26 protein-coding genes and 1 riboswitch are annotated in these 25,293 nt (G+C 39.4%); of the genes, 10 read left to right on the forward strand and 16 right to left on the reverse strand.

The window, feature by feature from the left end:
- Positions 1-332: 332 nt before the first annotated feature.
- Together asnB and metK are read right to left on the reverse strand one after the other, a co-directional pair.
- Positions 333-2,231, reverse strand: coding sequence for an asparagine synthase (glutamine-hydrolyzing) (gene asnB / locus H0185_RS10225; protein ID WP_221873409.1), 1,899 nt, complete (start codon positions 2,229-2,231; stop codon positions 333-335).
- A gap of 218 nt (positions 2,232-2,449) precedes the next feature.
- Positions 2,450-3,649, reverse strand: a complete 1,200-nt coding sequence (gene metK, locus H0185_RS10230; protein ID WP_221873410.1) for a methionine adenosyltransferase — start codon at positions 3,647-3,649, stop codon at positions 2,450-2,452.
- 180 nt (positions 3,650-3,829) lie between these two features.
- Positions 3,830-3,958: riboswitch (SAM riboswitch) on the reverse strand.
- A gap of 222 nt (positions 3,959-4,180) precedes the next feature.
- On the opposite strand from metK, the gene pckA reads away from it, so the two are divergent.
- Positions 4,181-5,770 carry a phosphoenolpyruvate carboxykinase (ATP) gene (gene pckA, locus H0185_RS10235; protein WP_221873411.1) on the forward strand — a complete coding sequence of 530 codons (1,590 nt, stop codon included), beginning with the start codon at positions 4,181-4,183 and terminating at the stop codon, positions 5,768-5,770.
- Between the two features lie 62 nt (positions 5,771-5,832).
- Here pckA and H0185_RS10240 read toward each other — a convergent pair whose 3' ends face one another.
- Complete coding sequence (locus H0185_RS10240) at positions 5,833-6,075, reverse strand: DUF2584 domain-containing protein (protein WP_221873412.1); 243 nt, start codon at positions 6,073-6,075, stop codon at positions 5,833-5,835.
- A 40-nt stretch (positions 6,076-6,115) separates the two neighbouring features.
- Positions 6,116-6,901: an alpha/beta hydrolase family protein gene (locus H0185_RS10245; protein WP_221873413.1), complete on the reverse strand. Its 786-nt coding sequence runs from the start codon at positions 6,899-6,901 to the stop codon at positions 6,116-6,118.
- 129 nt (positions 6,902-7,030) lie between these two features.
- Between H0185_RS10245 and H0185_RS10250 the strand changes: the two genes are divergently transcribed.
- Genes H0185_RS10250 through H0185_RS10260 form a run of 3 tightly spaced genes read left to right on the forward strand, consistent with a single transcriptional unit; the run spans position 7,031 to position 9,588 of the window.
- The gene (locus H0185_RS10250; RefSeq protein WP_246629132.1) at positions 7,031-8,014 is read left to right on the forward strand and encodes an ABC transporter substrate-binding protein; all 984 of its coding nucleotides are present in this window, start codon (positions 7,031-7,033) and stop codon (positions 8,012-8,014) included.
- Positions 8,015-8,030: 16 nt separating this feature from the next.
- Positions 8,031-8,801, forward strand: a complete 771-nt coding sequence (locus H0185_RS10255; protein ID WP_221873415.1) for an ABC transporter ATP-binding protein — start codon at positions 8,031-8,033, stop codon at positions 8,799-8,801.
- Entirely contained in the window at positions 8,788-9,588 is an 801-nt protein-coding gene (locus tag H0185_RS10260; RefSeq protein ID WP_246629131.1) for an ABC transporter permease, read from the forward strand. Before H0185_RS10255 ends, H0185_RS10260 begins: the two co-directional genes overlap by 14 nt.
- Before the next feature lie 159 nt (positions 9,589-9,747).
- On the opposite strand, the gene ytkD is transcribed toward H0185_RS10260, so the two are convergent.
- Both ytkD and H0185_RS10270 read right to left on the reverse strand, forming a co-directional pair.
- Complete coding sequence (gene ytkD / locus H0185_RS10265) at positions 9,748-10,206, reverse strand: RNA deprotection pyrophosphohydrolase (protein WP_221873417.1); 459 nt, start codon at positions 10,204-10,206, stop codon at positions 9,748-9,750.
- Positions 10,207-10,492: 286 nt separating this feature from the next.
- Complete coding sequence (locus H0185_RS10270; RefSeq protein ID WP_221873418.1) at positions 10,493-10,813, reverse strand: hydrolase; 321 nt, start codon at positions 10,811-10,813, stop codon at positions 10,493-10,495.
- 202 nt (positions 10,814-11,015) lie between these two features.
- Between H0185_RS10270 and H0185_RS10275 the strand changes: the two genes are divergently transcribed.
- Positions 11,016-11,273 (forward strand): DUF6154 family protein, encoded by a 258-nt coding sequence (locus H0185_RS10275; protein WP_221873419.1) that lies wholly within the window; start codon positions 11,016-11,018, stop codon positions 11,271-11,273.
- A 191-nt stretch (positions 11,274-11,464) separates the two neighbouring features.
- Here the strand turns inward: H0185_RS10275 and H0185_RS10280 are convergent, their stop codons facing one another.
- Entirely contained in the window at positions 11,465-11,902 is a 438-nt protein-coding gene (locus H0185_RS10280) for a Dps family protein (RefSeq protein ID WP_221873420.1), read from the reverse strand.
- Positions 11,903-12,025: 123 nt separating this feature from the next.
- Here H0185_RS10280 and ytzI point away from each other — a divergent pair, with 123 nt between their 5' ends.
- A complete protein-coding gene (gene ytzI, locus H0185_RS10285) occupies positions 12,026-12,205 on the forward strand; it encodes a YtzI protein (protein WP_221873421.1) in 180 nt (59 codons plus the stop codon).
- A gap of 13 nt (positions 12,206-12,218) precedes the next feature.
- Here ytzI and H0185_RS10290 read toward each other — a convergent pair whose 3' ends face one another.
- On the reverse strand, positions 12,219-12,692 hold the full coding sequence (locus H0185_RS10290; protein WP_221873422.1) for an S-ribosylhomocysteine lyase: 474 nt from the start codon (positions 12,690-12,692) through the stop codon (positions 12,219-12,221).
- Between the two features lie 134 nt (positions 12,693-12,826).
- On the opposite strand from H0185_RS10290, the gene yidD reads away from it, so the two are divergent.
- Entirely contained in the window at positions 12,827-13,081 is a 255-nt protein-coding gene (yidD, locus tag H0185_RS10295) for a membrane protein insertion efficiency factor YidD (RefSeq protein WP_221873423.1), read from the forward strand.
- On the opposite strand, the gene H0185_RS10300 is transcribed toward yidD, so the two are convergent.
- Positions 13,062-13,625 (reverse strand): beta-class carbonic anhydrase, encoded by a 564-nt coding sequence (locus H0185_RS10300; protein WP_221873424.1) that lies wholly within the window; start codon positions 13,623-13,625, stop codon positions 13,062-13,064. The two genes, yidD and H0185_RS10300, sit on opposite strands and share 20 nt — an antisense overlap.
- A gap of 190 nt (positions 13,626-13,815) precedes the next feature.
- On the opposite strand from H0185_RS10300, the gene H0185_RS10305 reads away from it, so the two are divergent.
- Both H0185_RS10305 and H0185_RS10310 read left to right on the forward strand, forming a co-directional pair.
- The gene (locus H0185_RS10305) at positions 13,816-14,808 is read left to right on the forward strand and encodes a metal ABC transporter solute-binding protein, Zn/Mn family (protein WP_221873425.1); all 993 of its coding nucleotides are present in this window, start codon (positions 13,816-13,818) and stop codon (positions 14,806-14,808) included.
- Between the two features lie 161 nt (positions 14,809-14,969).
- Positions 14,970-15,137 carry a DUF1540 domain-containing protein gene (locus tag H0185_RS10310; RefSeq protein WP_221873426.1) on the forward strand — a complete coding sequence of 56 codons (168 nt, stop codon included), beginning with the start codon at positions 14,970-14,972 and terminating at the stop codon, positions 15,135-15,137.
- A 178-nt stretch (positions 15,138-15,315) separates the two neighbouring features.
- On the opposite strand, the gene menC is transcribed toward H0185_RS10310, so the two are convergent.
- The 6 genes from menC to H0185_RS10340 form a co-directional block, all read right to left on the reverse strand.
- Positions 15,316-16,425 (reverse strand): o-succinylbenzoate synthase, encoded by a 1,110-nt coding sequence (gene menC, locus H0185_RS10315; RefSeq protein WP_221873427.1) that lies wholly within the window; start codon positions 16,423-16,425, stop codon positions 15,316-15,318.
- Between the two features lies 1 nt (position 16,426).
- On the reverse strand, positions 16,427-17,914 hold the full coding sequence (locus tag H0185_RS10320; RefSeq protein ID WP_221873428.1) for an o-succinylbenzoate--CoA ligase: 1,488 nt from the start codon (positions 17,912-17,914) through the stop codon (positions 16,427-16,429).
- 202 nt (positions 17,915-18,116) lie between these two features.
- On the reverse strand, positions 18,117-18,935 hold the full coding sequence (gene menB, locus H0185_RS10325) for a 1,4-dihydroxy-2-naphthoyl-CoA synthase (protein WP_221873429.1): 819 nt from the start codon (positions 18,933-18,935) through the stop codon (positions 18,117-18,119).
- A 55-nt stretch (positions 18,936-18,990) separates the two neighbouring features.
- A complete protein-coding gene (gene menH / locus H0185_RS10330; protein ID WP_221873430.1) occupies positions 18,991-19,803 on the reverse strand; it encodes a 2-succinyl-6-hydroxy-2,4-cyclohexadiene-1-carboxylate synthase in 813 nt (270 codons plus the stop codon).
- A complete protein-coding gene (gene menD, locus H0185_RS10335) occupies positions 19,793-21,553 on the reverse strand; it encodes a 2-succinyl-5-enolpyruvyl-6-hydroxy-3-cyclohexene-1-carboxylic-acid synthase (protein WP_221873431.1) in 1,761 nt (586 codons plus the stop codon). Before menD ends, menH begins: the two co-directional genes overlap by 11 nt.
- Positions 21,550-22,956 (reverse strand): isochorismate synthase, encoded by a 1,407-nt coding sequence (locus tag H0185_RS10340; protein WP_221873432.1) that lies wholly within the window; start codon positions 22,954-22,956, stop codon positions 21,550-21,552. The genes menD and H0185_RS10340 overlap by 4 nt, the downstream gene beginning before the upstream one ends.
- Before the next feature lie 346 nt (positions 22,957-23,302).
- Here H0185_RS10340 and H0185_RS10345 point away from each other — a divergent pair, with 346 nt between their 5' ends.
- Positions 23,303-24,232, forward strand: a complete 930-nt coding sequence (locus H0185_RS10345; RefSeq protein ID WP_221873433.1) for a 1,4-dihydroxy-2-naphthoate polyprenyltransferase — start codon at positions 23,303-23,305, stop codon at positions 24,230-24,232.
- A 155-nt stretch (positions 24,233-24,387) separates the two neighbouring features.
- On the opposite strand, the gene speD is transcribed toward H0185_RS10345, so the two are convergent.
- Positions 24,388-25,197, reverse strand: coding sequence for an adenosylmethionine decarboxylase (gene speD / locus H0185_RS10350; RefSeq protein ID WP_221873434.1), 810 nt, complete (start codon positions 25,195-25,197; stop codon positions 24,388-24,390).
- Positions 25,198-25,293: the final 96 nt, after the last annotated feature.

Raw genomic sequence — 25,293 nt, forward strand, 5'->3', positions numbered from 1 at the left:
TGTTCATGAGAAGCCCACTCAAGGACAAAATATTGTAAAAAGGCCCAATAATGTTCATGAGAAGCCCACTCAAGGACAAAATATTTTAAAACTGCCTAAAAATGTCCATGATAGACCCCCTCAAGGACAAAATATTGTAAAAAGTCCTAAAAATGTCCATGATAGACCCCCTCAAGGACATAATCCTGTAAAGAAGGCTTAGAAATGTTCATGAGAAGCCCGCTCAAGGACATAATCCTGTAAAAAAGCCTAGAAATGTCCATGAGAAGATTGTTAAAAAGCCATACTAAACACCCATGCTTAAATGATTGATAAGCATGGGTGTTTTTTCTTTAATTCGTTTGAAAAGACTTAGTTCGCAAGATTTCTTCTTCGAAAGTGTATTTCTTTTCAACATAAATATCATGCCAGAGCATGAACACTAGAACCGTCCAAATCTTTCTACTGTTATCCGCTTTATCTTGGCAATGGTCTTCTAGTAACTGAAGGACGTAGTTTTTATTAATTAAATGATCTGTATTGCTTTCTTTAATTAAGGTTTTCGCCCAATCATTCATTTCATTTTTAAGCCAGTGACGGATTGGCACAGGGAAGCCTAGTTTCTTTCGAGTTAGAACATGCTCTGGAACCACACCTTCTGCTGCTTTCCGTAAAATGTATTTGGTTGTACCATTTGCTGTTTTCAAGCTAGTAGGAATTTTAGAAGCTACATCAAAAACTGCTTTATCTAGGAACGGTACACGTAATTCCAAGGAATGAGCCATTGTCATTTTATCAGCTTTTAGCAGGATATCTCCACGCATCCAAGTATGAATATCAATATACTGCATACGGTCAACAGGGTCATATCCACGGCTCTCTCCATATAGAGGTTTGGTCACATCCGTATAATGAAGTCCAGGCTGATAAGCAGTCATCAACTGACGCTTTTCATCTTCACGGAAAATCTTCGCATTTCCGATATAACGTTCTTCCATTGGCGTAACACCACGCTCAATGAAGCTCTTCCCCTTCATTCCTTCAGGCATAATCCTTGCTAGTACTTTTAAGAATGATTTTAGGATAGAAGGTATTTTATTAAAGATTTCGAGATCCTGTGGTTCACGGTAAATATTGTACCCACCAAATAACTCGTCGGCTCCTTCCCCTGAAAGCACGACGGTTACATGCTTACGAGCTTCACGGGCCACAAAGTAAAGTGGTACACATGCTGGGTCAGCAAGTGGATCATCCAAATGCCAGATAATTTTTGGCAACTCTGCCATATATTCTTCCGGTGTAATGATATAACTAATATTTTCAAGACCTAGCTTGTCTGCTGTTTCTTTCGCAACATCAATTTCACTGAATCCATTTTGCTCAAACCCTACTGAAAAGGTTTTGATGCCTGGATGAAATTCCTTGGCAATCGAAGCAATGATGGAAGAATCTATCCCACCTGAAAGAAATGATCCAACAGGAACATCACTACGCATATGAATTTTCACTGAATCGAATAAAACATCTCTGATTTCCTTTGTAAAGGCATCTTCAGACTTATGAACAGGTTGGAAATTGGCTTTCCAGTACCGATTCATTTCCATTGGTTTACCGATTTTTTTAGTAAAATAATGTCCTGGCTCAAGCTTTTGAATCCCTTTTGACATTGTATTTGGCTCAGGAACAAATTGATAAGTCAAGTAGTGCTGAAGGGCCTCATAATCAAGAACATCGTTTTCTAGCGCAAGGAGAATACTCTTCTTCTCTGAAGCAAAGTATGTTTTCTCTCCATCATCAAAATAAAAGAAAGGTTTAATTCCAAATGGATCCCTTGCCCCGTATAGGAGCTGCTCTTGTTTATCCCAAATAATAAACGCAAACATCCCACGAAGTTTCTCGACCGCTTTTTCTTTTAGATGGCTATATAAAGCGATAATTACCTCTGTGTCAGAATTGGTAGCAAACTCTAAGCCTTCTTTCACAAGTTCTTCACGAAGCTCAACATAATTATAGATTTCGCCGTTAAAGATAATCCAGTAACGCTCATTTTCATAGGTCAACGGCTGTGACCCGCATTCAATATCAATGATACTTAAACGACGGAAACCAAATTGAATATGGTCATCAAAAAAGTACCCTTCATCGTCAGGCCCTCTGTGGGTAATTAGAGCATTCATATTTTTAAACAGCTGCTTTTGCTCATTGCTGTAGTTTTGTGCATTTTCATGTACACAACCGATAAAGCCACACATTATGTACGTCACCTTCTCCATTAAATTAAAATTAAATCACTCAGTTATTATAAAGATAAAAAGTCCTTCATGCATCCCTCTATATTACCACTAATTCAATTTTTTTTGCATTCCTGACACAAAAAAAGATGAATGGGAAACCTTGGCTGGTGCCAGGCACCATACAAAATATGTAAAAAGGAGTTACATTTATAAAATGTAACTCCCTCCATTTCGAATTATAATTGAGCTTGCTCGCGGAGTGCCTGTGCTTTGTCAGTGCGCTCCCATGGCAAGTCAACGTCTGTACGACCAAAGTGTCCGTAAGCTGCTGTCTTTTTATAGATGGGTTTACGGAGGTCAAGCATTCTAATAATGCCGGCTGGACGAAGGTCAAAGTTTTTAGAGACAAGTTCAGTTAAAGCGTCCTCACTTACTTTACCAGTGCCAAAAGTATCAACTGAAATAGAAACAGGCTTGGCCACACCAATGGCATAGGCAAGTTGTACTTCCACTTTATCTGCAAGGCCCGCAGCAACTAGATTCTTCGCTACATAGCGAGCCGCATAAGCAGCAGAGCGGTCTACCTTTGTAGGATCCTTTCCAGAGAAGGCTCCCCCTCCGTGACGTGCATAGCCACCATAGGTGTCAACAATGATTTTCCGACCAGTTAAGCCCGCATCACCTTGTGGTCCACCAATAACGAAACGACCTGTTGGGTTAATAAAATATTTTGTATTTTCATCAATCAATTCCTCAGGAACAACTGGATTGATGACATGTTCTTTAAGATTACGTTGTATTTGCTCAAGCGTTACCTCTGGATGATGTTGTGTTGAGATAACAATCGTGTCGATTCTGACAGGCTTATCATTTTCATCATATTCCACGGTAACTTGTGTTTTCCCATCCGGACGAAGATAAGGAAGAATCTCGTCTTTTCTCACTTTTGTCAAGCGGCGAGATAATTTGTGTGCTAAAGAGATTGGTAAAGGCATTAGTTCTTTCGTTTCATTGCAAGCAAAACCGAACATCAATCCTTGGTCCCCTGCCCCAATCGCTTCAATCTCTTCATCAGACATTTGACCTTCTCTTGCTTCCAGTGCCTGGTCAACCCCCATAGCAATATCAGCTGACTGTTCATCAATTGCTGTTAGGACAGCACATGTTTCAGAGTCAAAGCCATATTTTGCACGAGTATATCCAATACCTTTTACTGTGTCACGAACGATTTTTGGGATATCTACATATGTAGAAGTCGTGATTTCTCCTGCAACTAGTACGAGACCAGTCGTAACAGATGTTTCAGCTGCTACACGGGCATTTGCATCCTTCGCTAAAATTGCATCCAGAATCGCATCAGAGATCTGATCACAAATTTTATCAGGATGTCCTTCTGTTACTGATTCAGAAGTAAACAAACGGCGTCTTGTTGACATCTGGTTTCCTCCTATTTGTATAAAATACGTGAGCTCTAGTTTACCAGCTCCCGAATTGATACGGAACTCATTCCCTATGTAGTATGAAATAAACACTGAGCTTTTATGAGAAAAATACGCAAAAATAAAACCTCTCCTGCTTTTTAGGGAAAGGTTCGTTTGCTAAATTAGCGCCTTTCACTCTTATCGATCAAGGATAAATCCTTGCGTCAGGTTAGCACCTTGTTAGAAAAAATCTGATCACAGTTTCACAAATAACAGGTTGCTGGGTTTCATTGGGCCTGTCCCTCCACCAGCTCGGGATAAGAGAGTATCCGTTCAAATCCCAATCATACGTAATCAAAAAATGGATGTCAAATATTATTGTTTTTATGTCAAAAATCTTTTTAGATGACAAGCCCATTTAGGAATGACGGAAGGAATTTTTTAAATAATTAGAATAGACTATTAGAATAAATGTGTTATACTAATTTTACAGATGCGTATGCTTTCAGACCATTTAAAACCTATAAAAAGGAAGGTATTCATCAGATGAACGATTTAGGAATTAAAAGTGAAGTGTCACAATTATTGCAAGGGAATAATATTCAAATCCAACTATCTGTTCCTCAATTGGTTGAAAAGGTACTTGCCCGAAACGAAGGACAGTTAACAGCCACCGGGGCCATTTGTGCAACGACGGGCACTTATACGGGAAGGTCTCCAAAGGATAAGTTTATCGTCAATGATTCATTAGTCAGGGACAAAATTGATTGGGGCAGTGTAAATGAACCTATCGAAGAAGAGGCGTTCGCCAATCTTTACACAAAGGTTCTTGCCTATTTAAAGGACCGGGATGAAGTATATGTCTTCAAGGGATTTGCAGGTGCAGATAAAAAACACCAGCTTCCAATCCAGGTGATAAATGAATATGCATGGCATAACTTGTTTGTTCATCAGTTGTTCATCCGTCCAACAGAAGCTGAACTTTTAGATCATCAATCTGAATTCACCGTTATTTCTGCCCCTGGTTTTAAAGCGAATCCCGAGGTGGATGGGACGAAATCGGAAACGTTCATCATTATCTCGTTTGAACAGCGGGTTGTTTTAATAGGAGGCACTGAGTATGCAGGGGAAATGAAAAAATCGATTTTTTCAGTCATGAATTATTTGCTTCCCGAAAATGGTATTCTTCCAATGCATTGCTCTGCGAATGTTGGACGCGAAGGAGATGTTGCACTGTTCTTCGGATTGTCTGGCACTGGAAAGACAACGCTTTCTGCCGATCCTAATCGCCGTTTAATTGGGGATGATGAACATGGTTGGTCTTCTAATGGCGTATTTAATATTGAGGGTGGCTGCTATGCCAAATGTATTAATCTATCGAAAGAAAAAGAACCTCAAATCTTTGATGCAATCCGTTTCGGCTCAGTCCTCGAAAATGTTGTACTTAATAAAGAGAGCCGTCTTCCAGATTATGATGATGGAACACTAACCGAGAATACACGTGCAGCATACCCTATTCAAGCAATCGATAATATTGTCGAACCAAGTATAGCTGGGCATCCAAATACAATTGTTTTCTTAACCGCCGATGCATTCGGGGTCTTGCCACCAATCGCCAAGTTAACCAAAGAACAGGCCATGTATCACTTCTTAAGCGGCTATACTTCCAAATTAGCTGGTACAGAAAGAGGTGTCACTTCTCCAGAAGCCACCTTCTCAACCTGTTTTGGGTCACCATTCCTCCCATTGCCAGCAACTACCTATGCAGAAATGCTAGGAGAGAAAATTGATGAGTACGGGGCAAGGGTATTCCTTGTAAACACCGGCTGGACCGGTGGAGAATATGGTACTGGCAAAAGAATGAATCTCGCCTACACAAGAGCAATGGTTCAAGCTGCACTAGAAGGTGAGTTAAATAATGTAGAGACCGTGAAGGATGAGATTTTCGGCCTTGATATCCCATTACATGTTCCTGGTGTTCCTGACGAAGTACTTCAGCCGATTAAAACCTGGGCATCTGAGGATTCGTATCTAGAAAAGGCTCGTGAACTTGCTGGGAAGTTCAGAGAAAATTTCCTAAAGTTCAGTAATTTATCTCCAGATATCGATACTAAAGGTGGACCAACCGCTAAATAATATTCCCTTTTATAGATAAAAAGAGGCAGGGCTTAAATAAAGCTGCTGCCTCTTTTTATGCTTCAATTTGTAGAATTAAGTGATACTAGCTGGTAAACTAAAATCGTGTTTTTCTCTTTCCATTCCATCTTTTTTATAATGGCCGTTCCACTTGTTTCTCCCTCTATCGTCTTTTTTACTTCTAGAGGAATATCAATCGGATAAAGTCTGTAACCTGCTTTTGTTAATTGAAATAGGTTTTCTTCTAATCTTTCTTCCCGGCCCTTTGTCACAATCATAGTGTTAAGCTCTAATGGCATCCCCATTCGAACGCAGCTCCTTCCAGGATTCTCTCCCTTAATAGTATCATTTTTCAGCTTGTTTTTTCATCCATTCCGCTAAATCTTTTACAACTTGTCTGTTCACCGCAGGAGGAAAATAATGAGTATAGTTAGAAAAATACCAACTTGTGACCGGCTTATCAAGTTCCTTAAGGCGTCTTTCTAAGCGCACTGAATGTTCGAGTGATACATTCTTATCTTTTGCCCCATGAATAATTAATACTGGAGACTCAAGATGCTCAAGTTGATATAAAGGGGTTCTAAAGCGGTAACGCATAGGAAATTTCCCAGGTGTTCCACCAATAACTCGTTTCATCATTCTTCTTAGATCTTTTCTTTCAATATAAGTTAATGACATGTCACTAACTCCACCCCATGTAACAACAGAGGCAGCTTCTGGGAACTCAATTGCTGCCCATAATGCCATCACACCACCACGTGAAAATCCGAAAATATGAATTCGTTCCACCTCAGGTAGAGACTTTAGTAGCTCATAGCCTGCAAACGCATCCTGTCTATCCTGACCCGCAAAGTCCTCATTCCCTTCCCCACCTTGATTCCCACGGTAAAAAGGGGCAAAAACAATAAACCCTTCAGAAGCAAATTGAGCAATCCTTGCTGGTCGTACCTTCCCAACATTTTTAATTCCACCACGTAAATATAAAAATCCATCACTGACATTTTGTTCGTGTGGGACTGCTAACATCCCCTTCACCTTTAACCCTCCAGCAATATACGTAATGACAAATAGACTAACTTTTGGATTCGGCGAAGGAAATTTAACTTTTGAAATCATTTTGCCGTCTATCATCTACGAATTCTCCTTCTTGTATAACGTTCCACCCTTTATTATAGGCATTCACACATTTTTTCGCTCATCATACGATATCTTAAAAAGTTTAAGCCCAAAACAGAGGAGGTTACAAAAGTGAAAAAGTGGATGAAACCTGGTTTAGCTCTACTACTCAGCTTTGTTCTTATTATCCCCTTAGCTGCTTGTGGACAGGAAAAGAAGGAAAAGATTCGAATTGCAGAAGTTACACGTTCCATTTTTTATGCACCACTCTATGCAGCACTGGATCAGGGATTTTTTGAAGATGAAGGGTTAGATATAGAATTAACAACTGTATGGGGCGGTGACAAAGTCATGACCTCTCTTTTATCAGATGGTGCAGATATTGGCCTTGTTGGGTCTGAAACATCTATCTATGTTTATGCTCGCGGAGCAAGTGATCCAGTTATTAACTTTGGTCAACTTACCCAAACCGATGGAACATTTCTAGTTTCACGTAATGAAATTGAGGACTTTTCTTGGGACCAATTAAAAGACTCTACTTTCCTTGGGCAGCGGAAAGGTGGTATGCCTCAGATGGTTGGGGAGTTTGTTTTAAAGAAGCACGGAATTGACCCACAGAACGACCTGAATTTAATCCAAAATATCGATTTTGCAAATATTTCAAGTGCGTTTGCGGGTGGAACAGGCGAATTTGTCCAATTATTTGAACCTCAAGCCAGTATCTTTGAAAAAGAAGGAAGAGGGCATATCGTTGCCTCTTTTGGAACTGAATCTGGTCATGTTCCTTATACAACGTTTATGGCGAAGCAAAGTTTCATGGAAGAAAATGACGAAACCGTTGAGAAATTTACCAGAGCCTTATATAAAGCACAACAATGGGTAGCAGACACTGATGCTAAAAAAATCGCTGAAGCCATTCAACCATATTTTGAAGATACTGATCTCGAAATCCTCGAAATGGCAGTAGACCGCTATAAAAGTCAGGGTTCCTTTGCTACTGACCCGATTCTAGATGAGGAAGAATGGAATAATCTTCAAAACATTATGGAGGAAGCTGGCGAGCTACCAACAGAAGTTCTACACGAAGAGCTTGTTAATACAACGATTGCAGAAAAAGTGATGAATTAAAAGGAGGACGCAGCCAATGGACTTCTTAACAATTAAAAACCTGCATCATACCTACTTTACCAAAACATCAGCAACGACTGCTCTCAGTGATATTACCCTAGATGTTAAGGAAGGTGAGTTTATATCCTTTCTTGGCCCGAGTGGCTGCGGGAAAACCACACTCTTATCGATTATCGCTGGATTAATTAACCCTACCGGAGGTTCAGTCCTACTAGAAAATAAACCAATTAAAACGTCTCAAAATGATATTGGCTATATGCTTCAGCAGGACTATTTATTCCCATGGAAAACAATTGAACAAAATATTCTGCTTGGGCTAAAGATAAACGGTACGTTGACCCCTGAAAAGAAGGAAAACACATCCAATCTGCTTAAACAAATGGGGCTTGAACATGTTGGGGCTGCTTACCCAAAACAACTTTCAGGTGGCATGCGTCAGCGCGTTGCCCTTGTCCGTACATTGGCCACAGAGCCAAAACTATTAATGCTCGATGAACCATTTTCTGCACTCGACTTTCAGACAAAGCTAAAACTAGAAGACCTCGTTTCCAATACATTAAAGAATTTCAATAAAACAGCCATTCTTGTTACCCACGATATTGGTGAAGCGATTGCAATGAGTGACCGAATTATCCTTTTCTCTCCAAGTCCTGGAAAGGTTCATAAAACCTTTTTAGTCCCTGATGAACTTAAAAATTTACCACCTTTTAGTGCTAGAAACCACACTGTATATACCGAGCTTTTCCAGACTATTTGGAAGGAGCTGGAATCCCTTGACGAAGAATGAGATAAAAAGTCTCCACGAACAATATTTAAATAAACTAAAAAAAGAAAAAAGAATTGTCCGCTTTGTCCAAGTGCTCATCTTCATATTGTTTTTTGGGCTCTGGGAATTGGCAAGCCAACAACATTGGATCGATCCACTCATTTTCAGTTCCCCAACTAAGATATGGGAGCTATTTATACAAAAATCAGTTGACGGGTCACTCGCCGCAAATATTGGAATCACGGTGACAGAGACCATATTGGGATTTTTGGCTGGTACACTCTTGGGAACGATGTTAGCAGCACTCCTTTGGTGGTCCCCGATTCTGTCAAAAATCCTTGATCCCTTTTTAGTCATATTAAATGCCATGCCTAAGGTTGCACTCGGTCCAATTTTAATCGTGGCAATTGGTGCCAATATGACATCTATCGTGGCCATGGGGACGCTCGTATCCGTCATTATCACGACAATTGTTGTGTTTACTTCGTTTAAGGAAGTTGACCCTAACTATACAAAAGTACTCCAAATATTTGGAGCAACACGGACGCAAAGCTTTAAGGAAGCCATTCTACCGGCTTCGTTTCCTACTATCATTTCTACACTGAAGGTGAATGTCGGATTATCCTGGGTCGGAGTAATTGTTGGTGAGTTTCTAACATCTGCACGGGGACTGGGATATATGATTATATACGGTTTCCAAGTATTTGACTTTACACTTGTGTTTCTATCCTTATTGGTGATTGCTGTTTTTGCAACCATCATGTATCAACTTGTAGACCTTCTTGAGAAGAAGCTAATCCAAGATTGAAGTTGCATCATTCCTACTAGCATTAGACAAACAGTTCTTTTCCTTCGAATCTGAGGTGGATTAGATTCTATGGGGTAGTTGCTCTGGCTAGACAATTCTTAAAACCAAACTGCAAATATCCGTATCTACAGAAGCGGCCGGCTTAATGCCCAGCTGCTTCTATTTTATATACTCAAGACTAAGCCTGATAACTTCATCTTTCATAATAAAGCTATAATGGTTTTTAGACACTTCACTTAGAAGGTCTCCCTCAACAAAAATTGGTCCGTTTGTTTCAAAGTAGCTTTGCTGTGTGAGCAATTCTTTAAGTTCAGCGTAATAGATTCGCTTTCGAAAGCTCCCCTGCCCATCCCTTACTTCATATTCACCAATAAAATGAAGGGTCTCAATCTTCCCACCGGTTTCCTCCATGACCTCCCGATTAGCAGCTTGTTCTAACGTCTCACCTTTTTCTCTTTTGCCACCAGGGAACTCCCATCCCCTTTTTTTATGATCCGTTAATACCCATTTTTCATTATATTTACATATTACCAACACATGATCAGGCTCATGTCCGAAGGCATTTTTTTGAAAACTGAGTGTTACTTCCGCACCATTTAGATCATTAAAATGTTTCATTTTATCCTCCACCGAATGCATATTCTTTTATTAATAATTATACAATGAATGGAGAAATAGAAAAGCAGAAGCGGATTGTTCAACTTCGACTGGCATAAGACAAACCGGAATAGACTTCAATTCCGGGGGGCTTATGACCCAAGGAGTTAGCCGCTGCAGCTAGAGCTAGACAATAGAAAAGCGGAAGCGCCCTAGCCAGCGGCGTTATGGCCTAGAGCGCTCCAATAGAGGAAATAAATTTTCAACCAGCTATTTTTATTTCTTTTCTGAAGAGAAAAATACCCAACTATTGTTTCGGAAGAATTCCCATGCTTTCAATATGTTTTTTCGCTTCATTGTCACCTAACTGATAGATCATTTCATAAGTTCGAATTAGGCTCCCATCCTGAGCATGGTTCTCCTTATCATTATGGTACTCATCAAAAGGGATATGGGCTCGTAGGAAATTTTGAACATCCATATTGTAATTGTAATCGAACTCTTCCCTTAGTTGAGTGATTTCTTCATCATTTGCCTCAATTTTAAAATCCCATGTTGAGGCAGTAGGACTTTGAGTAATTTCTCCACTAGCAATATCAATGTAATAAGTTTTCTTACTTTCCTGCATTGAAACTCACTCCTTTGAATATGAGTTTCCCCAGCTTTCCCACTTACTAAACGAAGATAAAACTATAGTCTGAAACACTTTCATGGTAAAATTAAAGTGGGAAGTCGAATAGGAATAATAATTCTGGTGGAGGGTATCTACTATATATAAAACGAATTCAAATTTGCAATAGGCCAGAAAAGCAAGGAATGGGGTGAGAAAATTGAAATTAGTTGATGAGCTATTTGAGTTGTATCGAGATAAGTTGACTGGGGATGAAGAGGATATCGATATGCTTGCGTTTGCATTCCTTGAGGAAATGAGCCGAGAAGACTTAATCCATATTATTAAGGAATTGGACACGCAAGAACTTTATGACCTGATTGGAGTTTATCTAATCGAAAGTCTAAAAGGGAAATTTGCTCAAGAGGAATACGGTCAACAACGAACTTCTTTGTTTCAATCTCGCAATATTCACTAATTATATTTTCTACATAATCACTTAGCCCCTGTTTATATAACAGGGGTTTTTTACTTTCCGTTGTTCTTATTATGAGTAAATATGACCGTTGTTGCCGCTCCTATCAACGAAGAAAAGGTTTAAATGCCCTTTTACAAAGCTAATAAAAGAACAAAAAAAAACCGCAAGCAAATGATCGCTTGCGGATTTTTTTACCCTAAATAGGCTTTGAACATCCATAAGTGCTTTCTTACACTTTTCTTTACCCCGAGAAGCATATCAGCAGTGCCTTCGTCATTTGCTTGCTCTGCTAAATTTATGGTTGCTTGTAGCTCATCTAAAAGTTTCGCAAAATCTCCACTTAAGTTTCGAACCATATCTTCTTCACTCTCTGTATCGGTTGCTTCTTCTACAAATGATAATTCCAAGCACTCCTTCAAGGTACCGACAGGCTTTCCTTCAAGTGCCAATATACGCTCCGCAAATTCATCAATAACCACTGCGGCTTCATCGTAAAGCTCCTCGAATTTTGCATGTAAAGTAAAGAAATGTGGACCTTTCACATTCCAATGGTAATTATGCAACTTGGTATACAACACAGTCCAAGTTGCAACTTGCTTGTTCACAGATTGAATTAATTCGGTAGACATTGTATCATCCTCCTATAATCTATCTTCCCTCATTTGGACAGGCTAAAACATTTTAAATGCCTTTTCTTATGAAGAATGTAAAAAAACATGCTACAATCATTTTGAAGCAAAGGAGGTCTTTTTATGCTAACCGTTCTTATTATTTCAATTATCATTGTCTTTATTGTTTTAATTTTAGCTGTAACCACTACATCTAAGGCCTATACTTATAAGCATACAGTCGACCCCATTGAAGAGAATCCCTATTTAAAGACAAAATCAAATGCAGATGAAGAACAGAAAAAAAATAACGAGGCCGAATAAGGCCTCGTTATTTTTATGCAAACACTTGCTTTAATTCTTCTTTACTTTGGGTTAACCAAAAATACATTAACCGCTTTGCTCCATCTAAATCATGAAGCTTTGCTTGTCCACACTGTTTTTCATTCGCTGCTGGAATTTCTGTGATTTCAACGGCCGCTTTCATCGTATCTTCTAATAAATCAATGATTTCTTCAACAGTTGGTGTCCCACTAACGACTAAATAATACCCCGTTTGGCACCCCATCGGTGAGATATCAATAATGTCAAAATGATTATATTTTTCTGCATGCTCGCGTAAATTAAAAGCTAACAAATGCTCTAACGTATGGATTGTGTCTGGCTTCATTGCCTGTTTGTTTGGTTGGCAAAACCGGATATCGTATTTATTTACAACACCATCGCTTCCTACTTTATGGACACCACAATGTCTCACATAAGGAGCTTTGACGGCGTTATGATCAAGTTCAAAACTTTCAACTGAAGGCATTTAATATTCACTCCTTTTTATATCTCATCCTATCATACACGAAATAACCCATAATTTCATTAAGATGCACCGAATTTCCTAATTTAAACGAAGTTATGGTATGGTATCTACATAAATATAGGAGTGATAGAAAAATGGTTAAAAAAACGTTTCTTGCATTCATTCGACTTTATCAAGTCGTTATTTCCCCTCTAAAGCCACCAACTTGCCGCTTTTACCCAACTTGTTCGCATTATGGTCAAGAGGCCGTTAGCAAACATGGTGCATTAAAGGGAGGGTGGTTAACCCTTATTCGCATTATGAAATGCCATCCGTTCCATCCAGGCGGATTTGATTATGTCCCTGAGGAATGGCCAAAAAGAAAAAAGTCTAATCCTCATACCCATTAACGACTAAATCAAGTTTTCCAGTCGAAGGGTCAATCACTAACCCATGTACAGGGATATCCTTTGCCATTAATGGGTGGTTTTTAATGACATCAACACTATGAGCAACGCTTGAATTGACATTTTCAAATCCATGAAGCCATCCTTTTACATCGATTCCAGAATAAGTGAGGGTATCAAATATTTCATCATGGATTCCACGGTTTTTCATTTCACCCATAATCCCTTCAGGCTTCATTCCACTCATTCCACAATCATGATGACCAATGACCAACACTTCTTTTGCTTGTAGTTGATACACAGCTACTAACAAGCTCCTCATAATACTCCCAAAAGGATGCGTAACAAGTGCCCCTGCATTTTTAACAATTTTCACATCGCCATTTTTTACATTAAGTGCATTCGGCAAAAGTTCCAGTAATCTAGTGTCCATACATGTTAGGATAACCATTTTTTTATTAGGAAACTTTGTAGTTTCAAACTGTTCGTACTTCTTTTCATCCACAAAACCTTTATTAAAATCTAAAATATTTTGAAGTAAATTCAAACTCCTCATCCCACTTTCTAAAAATAATCTTTTTATTAATATACAGCAATTTTCTCACAATGAAAAATCCCTTGCAATTCAGTGAATAATTTTGTAAGATACAGAAGGAGTAAATCGTAATCATTACGTATTAGTCATTAATAAGATATTTTCAGAATTCAATCTACTTAGGTTGATCGGAGGAACCCATATGAAGAAAAACTCCCTTTATGGAGCAATAGGACTATTAATCGCTCTCTTGCTGACTGGTTGCGCAGAAGATTCAAGAGAAGAAAGTAAAAATACTGATGTCCTACAAATTTATACAACAGTTTACCCATTACAATTCTTTGCTGAAGAAATTGGAGGAGAATATGTTGAAGTGACATCGATTTATCCTCCTGGTGCAGATGAGCATACATTTGAACCTTCCCAGAAGGATATGATGAAAATCGCTGATGCCGATGTATTTTTCTATGTTGGCCTAGGACTAGAAGGATTCGTTGAGAAAGTGAAAGGCACGTTTCAAAACGAGAATGTTGTCCTTCTTGGTGCAGGGGAACACATTCACCTAAATCATGATGACACTAATCATGAAGAGGAGCATCTAGAGGATGAAGCACATCATGATGAGGATTCTCATTCTCATCATTCAGAAGATGAAGCACATGACCACGGTGGCGTAGACCCACATGTCTGGATTGATCCTATTTATAGCAAAGAACTTGCTGAATCCATTAAAGATCAGTTAACAGAACAGCTTCCTGCTCACAGTGAAACCTTTGAGCAAAACTTTGAAGAGCTCACTAAGAATTTAGACACTTTAGACGCACAATTTACTGAACTGGTTACAACAGCTAAACATAAAGAAATCATTGTTGCTCATTCTGCTTATGGATATTGGGAAACTCGTTATGGCATTAAACAAATAAGTATTTCTGGGATGTCCACAACGAGCGAACCTTCACAAAAAGAATTGCAGACATTAATTGAACATGGAAAAGAGGCCGGCCTAAAATATGTCATCTCCGAACAGAACTACGATTCTAAATTAGCGGAGATTGTCCAAAAAGAATTGGGAGCTCAACCTTTAACTCTTCATAACCTGTCTGTACTAACAGAAAACGATCTCGCAAATAATGAAACCTATTTTAGTCTAATGGAAAAAAACCTTGAAACATTGGAAAAAGCCTTAAACGAATAACCTCCATCTTAGGAGGTTTTTTGTTTTGTTACTCCAAAATGTTCCTACCAACTAACTGGTGGACTTTGCGGAATAGCGCAATCCTAAATATTGCTAAGTATTAACCTCAACTATTAAGCGAAACATAAAACCGTATCAACCAAATTTGAGGAGTGATACGAATGGCAAAAGATGTTCTTTGTGAAGTAAACAATTGTCAGTACTGGGCCCAAGGAAATCTATGCAGCGCAGAGCGAATCTATGTTGTCAGTCACACCGGTGAGACCGCTGATACCATGAGAGAAACCGATTGCCATACCTTTGAACCAATTGAAGAAACATTGAGTTAAAGTTCCATTTACAGTGGTTACTTTAAGCAATTCAAAAAAACCAGGTAGCTTCTTTTAAGCGCCTGGTTTTCGATTATTTTTATCCATTTTCTTGCTAATCAACTTCGAAGGTATTGTACCAAAGAAAGAATTCATAATAAAATAGTGACCTATATACTTCCAGAACAGATTACTCTCCTTAGTCCAAACAAAATCCTTCTTTGAAGATTGCCTTTTTATTAAGTTTCTTCTTATTAACTTTAAATCCTATCCCATGCTCCTTTGGAACCTCTATATATCCATTTCTAACACTTACTTCGGGTTCAATAATGTCTTCTTCCCAGTACCTATTTGAACCCGATATATCACCTGGAATTGTAAATCCTGGTAACGTGGCTAAGGCAATGTTATGCGCCCGAGAGATCCCGAATTCAATCATTCCCCCACACCAAACTGGTATCCCTTTATCAAGACAAAAATCATGTATTTTTAAAGCAGTCTCGAGACCGCCGACTCTTCCAATTTTAATATTGACAACCCGACAACTACCAAACTGGATAGCTTTTCTTGCGTCTTCAAAAGACACAATACTTTCGTCTAAGCAAATTGGGGTCGTTAACTCTTTTTGTATAAAAGAATGATCGATAATATCGTCATGCCCAAGTGGTTGTTCGATCATCAATAATCCATATTCATCAAGCGCTTTTAACCGATGTAAGTCTTTCATGGTGTAGGATGAATTTGCGTCTGCCATTAATTCCAGTGAGGGGAATCTTTTCCGAAGTTCAGATACAAATTCAATATCATTTTTAGGTGATATTTTAATTTTCACTCGCTGGTAGCCTTGTTCTAAGTAATTCTCCGTTTGTTTGATTGCCTCAGGTAAAGAAGAGGTAGCCACAACGACTCCAGAAGGAATGCTGTTCACCTTCCCCCCAATAAGACTAGAAAGTGAAAGGTTCTGCTCTTTTGCATATAAATCCCATAATGCAGTTTCCAGAGCCGCCTTTGCCATATGATTTCTTCGAATCTTACTGAACAATTCTGTTGCTTCAGCTGGATGATTTATGGGACTATTCTTTAATAGTGGAATGAGGAAGTCCTTTAGCATATGAAAAGAGGTTTTGACTGTCTCTTCTGTATACCAGGGTGAAGAGAATGCCACTCCTTCACCATATCCTTGTAATCCGTCTCTATCGGTCACCTCAACAATAATGGCTTCACGATCAGTGACTGTTTCAAGATGGGTGGCAAAAGGACTTTTTAATGGCATTTTGACGATGCTCAGATGAATATAGTCTATCTTCATTTTAAGTTAACTCCCTCTTCAACCACTCCCGAAGATCTTTTCTTAAAAGTTTCCTGGATGCATTACGAGGCAACTCCTCCACAAAGGTGATGAGCTTAGGCACCTTATATTTTGCCAACCTCTCCATACAATACTCTTTCAAATCATTTTCTGAAATTGTGGACTCCTTTTTTTTCACAACAAAAGCAGCTGGGACCTGCCCCCAACTAGGATGGTCCATTCCGACAATTCCTGCTTCAACAACATCCTCATGTGACACTAAAACACTTTCAATCTCCGCAGGATAAATGTTCTCCCCACCGGATATGATTAAGTCAGAACGCCGGTCAAGTACATAAAGAAAGCCATCTCCATCCAAATACCCTATATCCCCAGTATGGAACCAACCATTTTTCATTTTCTTGCTTGTTTCTTGTTCACGGTTCAGATAACCTGGTGTTACATTTGGACCCTTCACAAGAATTTCTCCTTCAGACCCATTAGCTAACTCAGTTTCAGCTTCATCAATGATTTTTATTTGGTTAGGGAACAAGGCTTTTCCTGCAGAGCCCAGCTTCTCAATACTGTATTCAGGTGCGAGGGTAGCAAATTGCGAAGCCGTTTCAGTCATCCCGTAAGATTGGTAGACTGGAATCCCCTTTCGTTTACAGTCTTCTAATAATGAAAGTGGTGCAGGTCCCCCACCTAGGAGCATCCCTCTAAAGCTTTCAGGCAGTTGGCCAACTTCTAGTAAATCGTTTATCTTCATTAGCATTGTACTGACAACAGACATCATGGTAACAGAGTTAGAGAGGATTTCTTCAATCGCATCTTTTTCTTTAAAACTATGATGCAAGATGATTGTCATCCCGTATATTAAACTACGCATTAAAATAGAGTAGCCACTAATATGGAAAATCGGCACGGCGCAAAGCCAGCGCTCGCTATCCGACAAGCCCAGGTTTAAAGCTGATGCAGTTGCACTCCACCAATGGTTTCCAAAGGTTTGTAACACCCCCTTAGGGTTGCCCGTCGTTCCGGAAGTGTACATAATTGTCGTGACATCGTCTAAATCATACTCTTCTTGAAGAACAGCATTTGCGATTTTCTCCTTGAACAAGGCTTCTTTCTCCACTACGACATGCTGATATGTATTTTTAATAGTTGATATTTTTTCCACAAAGGCATTTTCATATAGCAGAATTTCCGCCTTCGAATCCTCAAGCTGCCATAGTAATTCTTTTGAAGTCAGTCTGTTATTTAGGATGACGGTCCTAACTCCTAACATTTGCAAAGCATATAGAATCATAACTGAATCAGCGTGATTAGAAATTAGAACGGCAGCAGAACTGCCCTTTTCAAGTCCAAAATTCGTTAGTTGACCCGCTATTTTTTTGGCGGATTCGAAAACTTGTTTGAACGTATACGTTTCATCCTCAAACATAATTGCGATTCGATTTGGAGTTAATTCTGCACGTTTTTTTAGCCAATTAGGGACAATCTGTTTCATTCATGACACTCCCATTTTAATAGAAAACACAAGTGACTCGGATAATGACCCGTAATTTTCTTTGACACATCTGGTCCTTGCATTCTAAAAATTGAACATACATTCTTCCTTCAATAAAAGGTGTTTTAGTTTGAGCTTATTGAGCTTAAGATAAAAAGGAGCCTGATGGAAATCCACCAAGCTACTTTAATTGATAACGGTATTAAGGGAAACGCGGGAACTGACCAAAGTCTGGCTTGCGCTTTTCTTTAAAGGCATCGCGCCCTTCTTTTGCTTCGTCAGTGGTATAGTAAAGCAATGTAGCATCCCCAGCAAATTGCTGAATACCAGCAAGTCCATCTGTATCAGCATTCATAGCTGCCTTCAAGAAACGAAGTGCAGTTGGGCTTTTCTCTAGAATTTCTTCACACCATTTAATGGTTTCCTCTTCAACTTGATCTAGTGGTACAACCGTATTCACAAGTCCCATATCAAGCGCTTCTTGGGCATTATATTGACGGCAAAGATACCAAATTTCACGAGCTTTTTTATGACCGATAATTCTAGCTAAATAGCCTGAGCCATATCCTGCATCAAAACTACCAACTTTAGGTCCTGTTTGGCCAAAGATAGCGTTATCTGCTGCAATCGTCAAATCACATACTACATGAAGAACATGTCCTCCTCCGATTGCATATCCACGCACCATTGCAATAACAGGCTTCGGAATAACGCGTATTAAGCGTTGTAGATCCAATACATTTAGACGAGGAATTTGGTCCTCACCTACATAACCACCATGTCCTCGAACGCTTTGGTCTCCACCAGAACAAAATGCCTTATCGCCTGCACCAGTTAATACAATCACACCAACTTTGGAATCATCACGAGCACATGCGAATGCGTCAAGCAACTCCATTACGGTTTTGGGACGAAAAGCGTTCCGTACTTCTGGACGATTAATTGTTATTTTTGCGATACCATTATATGTCTCATATAATATATCTTCGTAAGTACGTTCTGATACCCACTCAACTGCCAATTTAAAATCCTCCTTTTATGTACTAAAAAAATGGTACAAATCTGTTAGGCCTGCCTTAGTTTCCCTCGGACAGAAACCCACTTACTATTGTACCAAATTTTTCGGGTTCTTCCACATGAATCGCATGCCCAGTATTTTTAATAGTCAAAAGGTTTCCTCTAGGCAGTTTAGAAAGCATTTCTTCACCAATTTTATAAAACTTCAAATCTTGCTCTCCAACTAGAATCAGTGTCTCAAATGGGAATTTTACTAGCGAACTCCACCAAGAAGGCTGAGCGCCTGTGCCCATCCCAAGCAAACTATTTGCTAAGCCTGTTGCATTATTCTTTAATCGCTGCTTTCTTATTTCTTCCCTTTTTTCAATTGATAAATTCTTTTGGGTTCGAAACAAAGGTATACTTTCCCAGTGTTTTACAAAGGATTCAATTCCTTCCACCTGGATTTTTGCTGCGAGTTTGGCATCTTGCTCACGGCGTGCCACACGCTCATCTTCAGTCTTCAATCCAGGTGTGGTACTTTCAAGAACTAATTTACGAACCCTCTCTGGATAAGTGACCGCAAAGGTGATTGCCAGTCTTCCTCCCATTGAGTAACCTAAAAGATCAACTTTTTCAATACCTAATTTATCTAGCAATATTTTCAAGTCAGCGGCTGAATGTAAAATGTCGTACCTCTCTGATATTGGAGGCGCTTCTGTTTCCCCATGACCTAGTAAGTCAACCATAATCATGGTTGAGGTTTGTTCAAGGTTAGGAGCAAGCGGATACCATGTAGCAGATGAACCAGTAAACCCATGAAGAAGAAGCAGCGGAAATCCAGTTCCCCTTTTTTCAACAAAATAATGGACATCATTCAGCTTAACCTTCATATTTCCCACTCTTTATGACTTTACTTATTTCCTGGGAAACAGAATTCCACAAATCTCGATGTTCGCTTAAGTTTGTGTCCCTATCTGTCGATATCTCCAATACCCTCAGGCCTTTTGCTTCCAAGTCCTTAGCGAATACATGGTGAAAATGGTCCCAATCCACAACTTTCTCATATGATCCTCCATACATTTCAATTACATGGCGAAAATCTAATTCAAGCGGAGTCCCGAAAAGCATTTCAAAATGTTTTGGGTGTTCAGCCTGGGGTAGGAAAGAGAAGATTCCTCCTCCATTATTATTGATTAATAGGACAGTTACATTTAATTTAAATAGCTTTGCTGCCAGCAGACCATTTAAATCGTGGAAAAATGTTAGGTCCCCTAACACCAAGTAAAGGGGTTGAGAAACCGTTGCTGCACCTAATGCGGTGGAAACAATGCCATCAATTCCGTTTGCCCCCCTGTTCCCCATTACCTTAATACCCTTTTTATTTGCAAAAAAGAACGAATCCAAATCACGAATTGGCATACTATTCCCGACAAACAAGGTTGCGTTTTCCGGCAAGAGATCTGCCAATAAATGAAAAAGCTTCCCTTCACTAAGCTTAGGTATATCCCTAATGGATGATAAATTCATTTTCGTATGCTTGTTAATGCTTATCCATTTCTCAAGATAACTTGACTGTTCTTCTCGAGGTTCAATGTATTTACTTACATCTCTACATAAAAAACTTTCATCACAATAGACCATTTCAGTTGCTGCTGTGAGTGGGTCGCGCCATCCACTTCCGCCATCAACAACAATTTGTGGAACATCCCGATTTTCCTTCAAAAAGATGGTTAGCGCTTTAGAAACTGGCATTGCCCCGAATCTAATCACTACGTTAGGTTTTAGTGCTTCTTTTGAATCTTCGAAGCGAAGGAAAGTATCATAGGCATCAATTATTAGTTCTTGCTCATGAAGGCCACTTCGCAATTGTGATAAAGGATCTGCTAGAATAGGGAACTGAAGTAATTTAGCAAAAGAAACTACTGTCTCCGTAAACGCTGCATCCTCTATCGGTCCACAAATAATTACACCGTGTTTCTCCGCATTCAACATAGTAGCGAGGTTTTTAATCGTTTCAGTTGATAATGAAAGTTTACCATCATGAATATCGACATACCCATTTGTTCGTTCTGGCAGCTCAAACATTTCCTCATAGAGATTAGGAATCAAAGGCTCCCGTAAAGGAAAGTTCAAATGCACTGGACCAGCAGGATAACGAGTAGCTGTTGCTGCCGCTCTTGCACATACAGTCCGGGCATAGCGAATCATTTCTTCTTTTCCTTCGGGAGGTGACATTTCTACAAACCACTTCACATTATGTCCATATAAATGAATTTGATCGATGGCCTGAGGAGCACCCACATCCCTTAGTTCATGAGGGCGGTCAGCCGTTAACACCATCAGAGGAACCCTCGAAATGGTTGCCTCGATAATCGCTGGATAGTAATTAGCTGCCGCTGTTCCTGACGTACATAGAATCGCAACTGGTTTTTTCGTTGCTTTTGCAATGCCTAATCCAAAAAAAGCAGCTGAGCGTTCATCCACATGAATATGAAGGTTAAGCTCTGGGTGCTCTGCCATGACTAATGCAATCGGAGTTGACCGAGATCCTGGACTTATGACAATATCTTTTACACCGGCATGGACTAGTTCTGCAACAAATGCTGCAATATAAGCGGTTAATCCTTCCTGATGATTCATTTTTGTTTTCCTCCAAGCGCAGTCAGCATCGGACGAAACTTGATGCTGGTTTCTATATATTCGCTCTCTGCTTCTGAATCAGCCACGACACCACAACCGGCAAAAAGTGAAGCTTCTTCGCCTTGGATTAAGGCAGAACGTATGGCCACAGCAAATTCCCCATTTTCCCGGGAATCCTGCCAACCAATAGGTGCCGCATAAAAACCACGGTCGAGCTCTTCTACTTCCCTAATTTTCGTAACAGCCAGTTCTTTAGGAACTCCCCCGAGAGCAGGCGTAGGGTGAAGTCTGTTTACGATTTCAAGTAACGATGTCCCTTCACGGCTTTGTCCTATTACAGGTGTATATAAATGTTGGATATATTTAGTTTTCATCAATTGAGGTTCAGCAGGAAGTGTCACATCCTCACAGGTTTCTTCCATGGCTTCCTTAATCATATCCACGACATACTGGTGTTCAACTAAATTCTTTTGGTCTTCAAGTAAGGTTTGCCCTAATAATTGGTCCTCTTCCAACGTACTCCCTCGAGCAATCGAACCTGCTAGACAGGTTGAAAAGACTCTCGTATCTTCCTTTTTGACCAATCGCTCTGGTGAAGCGCCAATAAAGCAATCGCCATTTACTTCAAAAGCAAAGATAAAACTCTCCTTTTGTTCCTCTATTAAATGTGTTAACACTTTTTCAATCTGAACGGCACTTTCAAAATGAAGCCTTAACTCTCTGGCTACAACTACCTTTCTTAACTGGCTATCAGAAAATGACTCAACTAATGAAGAAACTGATTTTTTCCATTCGTCTGCTTTTATTTCTTCCATCTTTACTATAGAAGGGTAAGCGAATTCCTGTTTTTCACTAACAGCTCCTAAAAGAGCTTGCCTGTCTTGATACACTTTATCGAACAACTCGCGATCATCATGTTGTGTACAAAAAACATTCGTTGTAAAATAGCATTCACCGTCAATAAAGGAAAGCATATATTTCGGTATATGGAAAAGTGAATCTGAAAACTTTGACCACAAGTCTGTCTTTTTCTTTAACGGGTCAAAGGCAAATCCACCAAAAATTGTCGGTCCTGTCCCCGGTATTGTCTTTTCACCACATGTAACCGCATGTCCAACTAGTTGTTTCCATTCATCTTCAATTCTGTCGAAACGTCCCATTGCTTGATCACTTTGTAGTTGTTTTGCAACTCCAATTCCAACAATAACCTGATCTCCGCTTGGGTTTTTCCAAAAAAATCTCTCTCCTAAGAAGCGGTTGCGGCCAGCCGCAAAAAAATATAAAGGATCAATTCCTTCAATCTTTTGGACTTCGCTTACCATGATGGATTGAGATAAATGTTTAGACTTTTCAATCGCAGTAACGATTCCCTGCCTCAATTCTGTATCATGTATGGTAACCAAAATAATCCCCCCAATAACAGCCTCTCATCTGTTATGACACGTGTTCAAACTTATTTTAAGATACACTTCCTCATTCTCAATGTCAATAAAACCGCCGTGGTTACGCCTAGTTATATCCTTATTATATGATACTCAACTGTCGTTATCTTTAAGCTTTTAGATATTAGGGAAAAACATCCATTCTATCCTTGAAGTAGTATTTGACAGTCTACCCGCCCCGTCATACACTTTAATTGTAGGAAATAGTTTAGAGAGATAGGCTATCGTTTTTGACAGAATCAAGACTTTTTGATATTATAATAAGGTTTGGTCGATAAATATAAAATAAAGGGAGAGAATTGGTATTATGCAAACACCACTTCAACCTGGTTCTTCTCCAATAGCAAGAGATCATGGCTTTCAAAAATGGTGGCAATTAGCACGCCCTCATACATTGACTGCTGCATTTGCACCTGTCCTTCTTGGTACAGCGCTTGCTATTGAAATAACATCTATTGATATTTTCTTGTTTTTAGCTACACTACTAGCCTGCTTGATCATTCAGGCTGCAACCAATATGTTTAATGAATATTATGACTTTAAGAGGGGTCTCGATACCGAAGAATCAATTGGGATTGGGGGCGCAATCGTTCGCAATGGGATTAAACCTGCAACAGTCCTCGGGCTAGCACTTGGACTGTACGGTATTGCGATTTTAATTGGTATTTATATTTGCATGAATACTACTTGGTGGCTTGCAGCGATTGGACTGGTAGGAATGCTAATTGGTTACCTCTACACCGGTGGCCCGCTTCCAATTGCTTACACTCCTTTTGGCGAGATATTCGCTGGCTTTTTCATGGGACTTCTAATTATCCTAATTTCTTTCTATATACAAACTGGTTCGGTTACAACGACAAGCATCCTTGTGTCGATTCCAAGCTTTATCCTAGTTGGTGGTATCCTCCTATCAAATAATATCCGTGATTTTGATGGAGACAAAGAATTTGGAAGGAAGACATTAGCGATTCTAGTTGGGAAAAAGAATGCCGTACGCGTTTTAGCTGGGATGTTTATCGTCTCCTATGCCTGGATTTTCGCGCTTATCCTAACTGGCGTTTCAACTCCGTGGCTAGCAGTTGTTGTTTTAAGTATTCCTAAAGCCCTAACAGCGGTTAAGGTCTTTAAAACAGGAAAAAACCCATTAGAAATGATGCCTGCAATGAAAGCAACAGCACAAACAAATACATTCTTTGCCCTGCTGTTATCAGTTGGATTATTTATCAGTTATATCTAGCTAAGTGAAAAGCGCTTGGAGAAATCCAAGCGCTTTTCCTATGGGCAAAAGGTCATACGCCCCTGATCAGGGCGCTTTCACTTTTCTATTGTCTAGCTCCAACTCCTAGGGGCTCGGGTCATAAGCCCCTGGGCAAGACGCTTGCGCTTTTCTTTTTAATTCAATATATTTTTACCATAAAAAATTTCATCCATCTCTAGTTTAAGGCTTTCGGTTATTTCCTCTCTTTCTTCAGGGGAAAGCTTCTCTTTGGTATAACCAAATAAATAGTTATTTAAGTCAAAGTCTTTTAATTTACATTTGGTATGGAAGATGTTTTCCTGATACACATTGACATCAAACATATGGAACATTTCTTTAATATCATCAGGAATATAATTTTGAATCGAGCTGATATCATGGTCAATAAATAACTTATAACCATTTTTATCTCGAGTAAAACCACGAACTCGAAAATCGATCGTCATAATATCTGTATCAAAAGAACGGATTAAATAATTTAGTGCTTTTAATGGAGATATTTCTCCGCAAGTCGATACATCAATATCAGCTCGGAAGGTACTAATTCCTTCGTCGGGATGATATTCAGGATAGGTATGGACCGTAATATGGCTTTTGTCCAACTGGAGAACCACATTGTCAGGTAGTGGCCCTGGTGACTCGGCATAGGTGTCTTTTGGAACCTCCACAACAGGTCCTTCCGATACAAGCACCGTCACACTTGCTCCCTGAGGAACGTAATCCTGCTTTGCAACGTTTAACACATGGGCACCAATGATATCAGCAACATTTGTCAAGATATTCGTCAAACGGTCGGCATTGTATTGTTCATCAATATATTCAATATAAGCTTCCCGCTCTTTTTTCGTTTTAGTATAGCAAATATCATACATATTAAAACTTAAAGACTTTGTTAAGTTATTAAACCCGTGTAATTCCACTCTCTGCTCATGGGTTAATTTCATTTTTGTTCCCCCTTACTTAAGTCCTTTTACAAAAAGTAATAAAGGCATTCTCTAAATATTGTTATGTTACCCATAAAGGGCAGTAAAAAACAGGAA

It is taken from the genome of Mesobacillus maritimus (assembly GCF_019749255.1).
In the GTDB taxonomy this organism is placed as follows: Bacteria; Bacillota; Bacilli; order Bacillales; family Cytobacillaceae; genus Mesobacillus_B; species Mesobacillus_B maritimus_A.

What these genes read in the sequence shown, in the direction of transcription:
- asnB (WP_221873409.1), bottom strand. Translation starts at nt 2,231, where the DNA reads ATGTGTGGCTTTATCGGTTGTGTACATGAAAATGCACAAAACTACAGC.
- metK (WP_221873410.1), bottom strand. Translation starts at nt 3,649, where the DNA reads ATGTCAACAAGACGCCGTTTGTTTACTTCTGAATCAGTAACAGAAGGA.
- pckA (WP_221873411.1), top strand. Translation starts at nt 4,181, where the DNA reads ATGAACGATTTAGGAATTAAAAGTGAAGTGTCACAATTATTGCAAGGG.
- H0185_RS10240 (WP_221873412.1), bottom strand. Translation starts at nt 6,075, where the DNA reads ATGGGGATGCCATTAGAGCTTAACACTATGATTGTGACAAAGGGCCGG.
- H0185_RS10245 (WP_221873413.1), bottom strand. Translation starts at nt 6,901, where the DNA reads ATGATAGACGGCAAAATGATTTCAAAAGTTAAATTTCCTTCGCCGAAT.
- H0185_RS10250 (WP_246629132.1), top strand. Translation starts at nt 7,031, where the DNA reads ATGAAACCTGGTTTAGCTCTACTACTCAGCTTTGTTCTTATTATCCCC.
- H0185_RS10255 (WP_221873415.1), top strand. Translation starts at nt 8,031, where the DNA reads ATGGACTTCTTAACAATTAAAAACCTGCATCATACCTACTTTACCAAA.
- ytkD (WP_221873417.1), bottom strand. Translation starts at nt 10,206, where the DNA reads ATGAAACATTTTAATGATCTAAATGGTGCGGAAGTAACACTCAGTTTT.
- H0185_RS10270 (WP_221873418.1), bottom strand. Translation starts at nt 10,813, where the DNA reads ATGCAGGAAAGTAAGAAAACTTATTACATTGATATTGCTAGTGGAGAA.
- H0185_RS10280 (WP_221873420.1), bottom strand. Translation starts at nt 11,902, where the DNA reads ATGTCTACCGAATTAATTCAATCTGTGAACAAGCAAGTTGCAACTTGG.
- ytzI (WP_221873421.1), top strand. Translation starts at nt 12,026, where the DNA reads ATGCTAACCGTTCTTATTATTTCAATTATCATTGTCTTTATTGTTTTA.
- H0185_RS10290 (WP_221873422.1), bottom strand. Translation starts at nt 12,692, where the DNA reads ATGCCTTCAGTTGAAAGTTTTGAACTTGATCATAACGCCGTCAAAGCT.
- yidD (WP_221873423.1), top strand. Translation starts at nt 12,827, where the DNA reads ATGGTTAAAAAAACGTTTCTTGCATTCATTCGACTTTATCAAGTCGTT.
- H0185_RS10305 (WP_221873425.1), top strand. Translation starts at nt 13,816, where the DNA reads ATGAAGAAAAACTCCCTTTATGGAGCAATAGGACTATTAATCGCTCTC.
- H0185_RS10310 (WP_221873426.1), top strand. Translation starts at nt 14,970, where the DNA reads ATGGCAAAAGATGTTCTTTGTGAAGTAAACAATTGTCAGTACTGGGCC.
- menC (WP_221873427.1), bottom strand. Translation starts at nt 16,425, where the DNA reads ATGAAGATAGACTATATTCATCTGAGCATCGTCAAAATGCCATTAAAA.
- H0185_RS10320 (WP_221873428.1), bottom strand. Translation starts at nt 17,914, where the DNA reads ATGAAACAGATTGTCCCTAATTGGCTAAAAAAACGTGCAGAATTAACT.
- menH (WP_221873430.1), bottom strand. Translation starts at nt 19,803, where the DNA reads ATGAAGGTTAAGCTGAATGATGTCCATTATTTTGTTGAAAAAAGGGGA.
- menD (WP_221873431.1), bottom strand. Translation starts at nt 21,553, where the DNA reads ATGAATCATCAGGAAGGATTAACCGCTTATATTGCAGCATTTGTTGCA.
- H0185_RS10345 (WP_221873433.1), top strand. Translation starts at nt 23,303, where the DNA reads ATGCAAACACCACTTCAACCTGGTTCTTCTCCAATAGCAAGAGATCAT.
- speD (WP_221873434.1), bottom strand. Translation starts at nt 25,197, where the DNA reads ATGAAATTAACCCATGAGCAGAGAGTGGAATTACACGGGTTTAATAAC.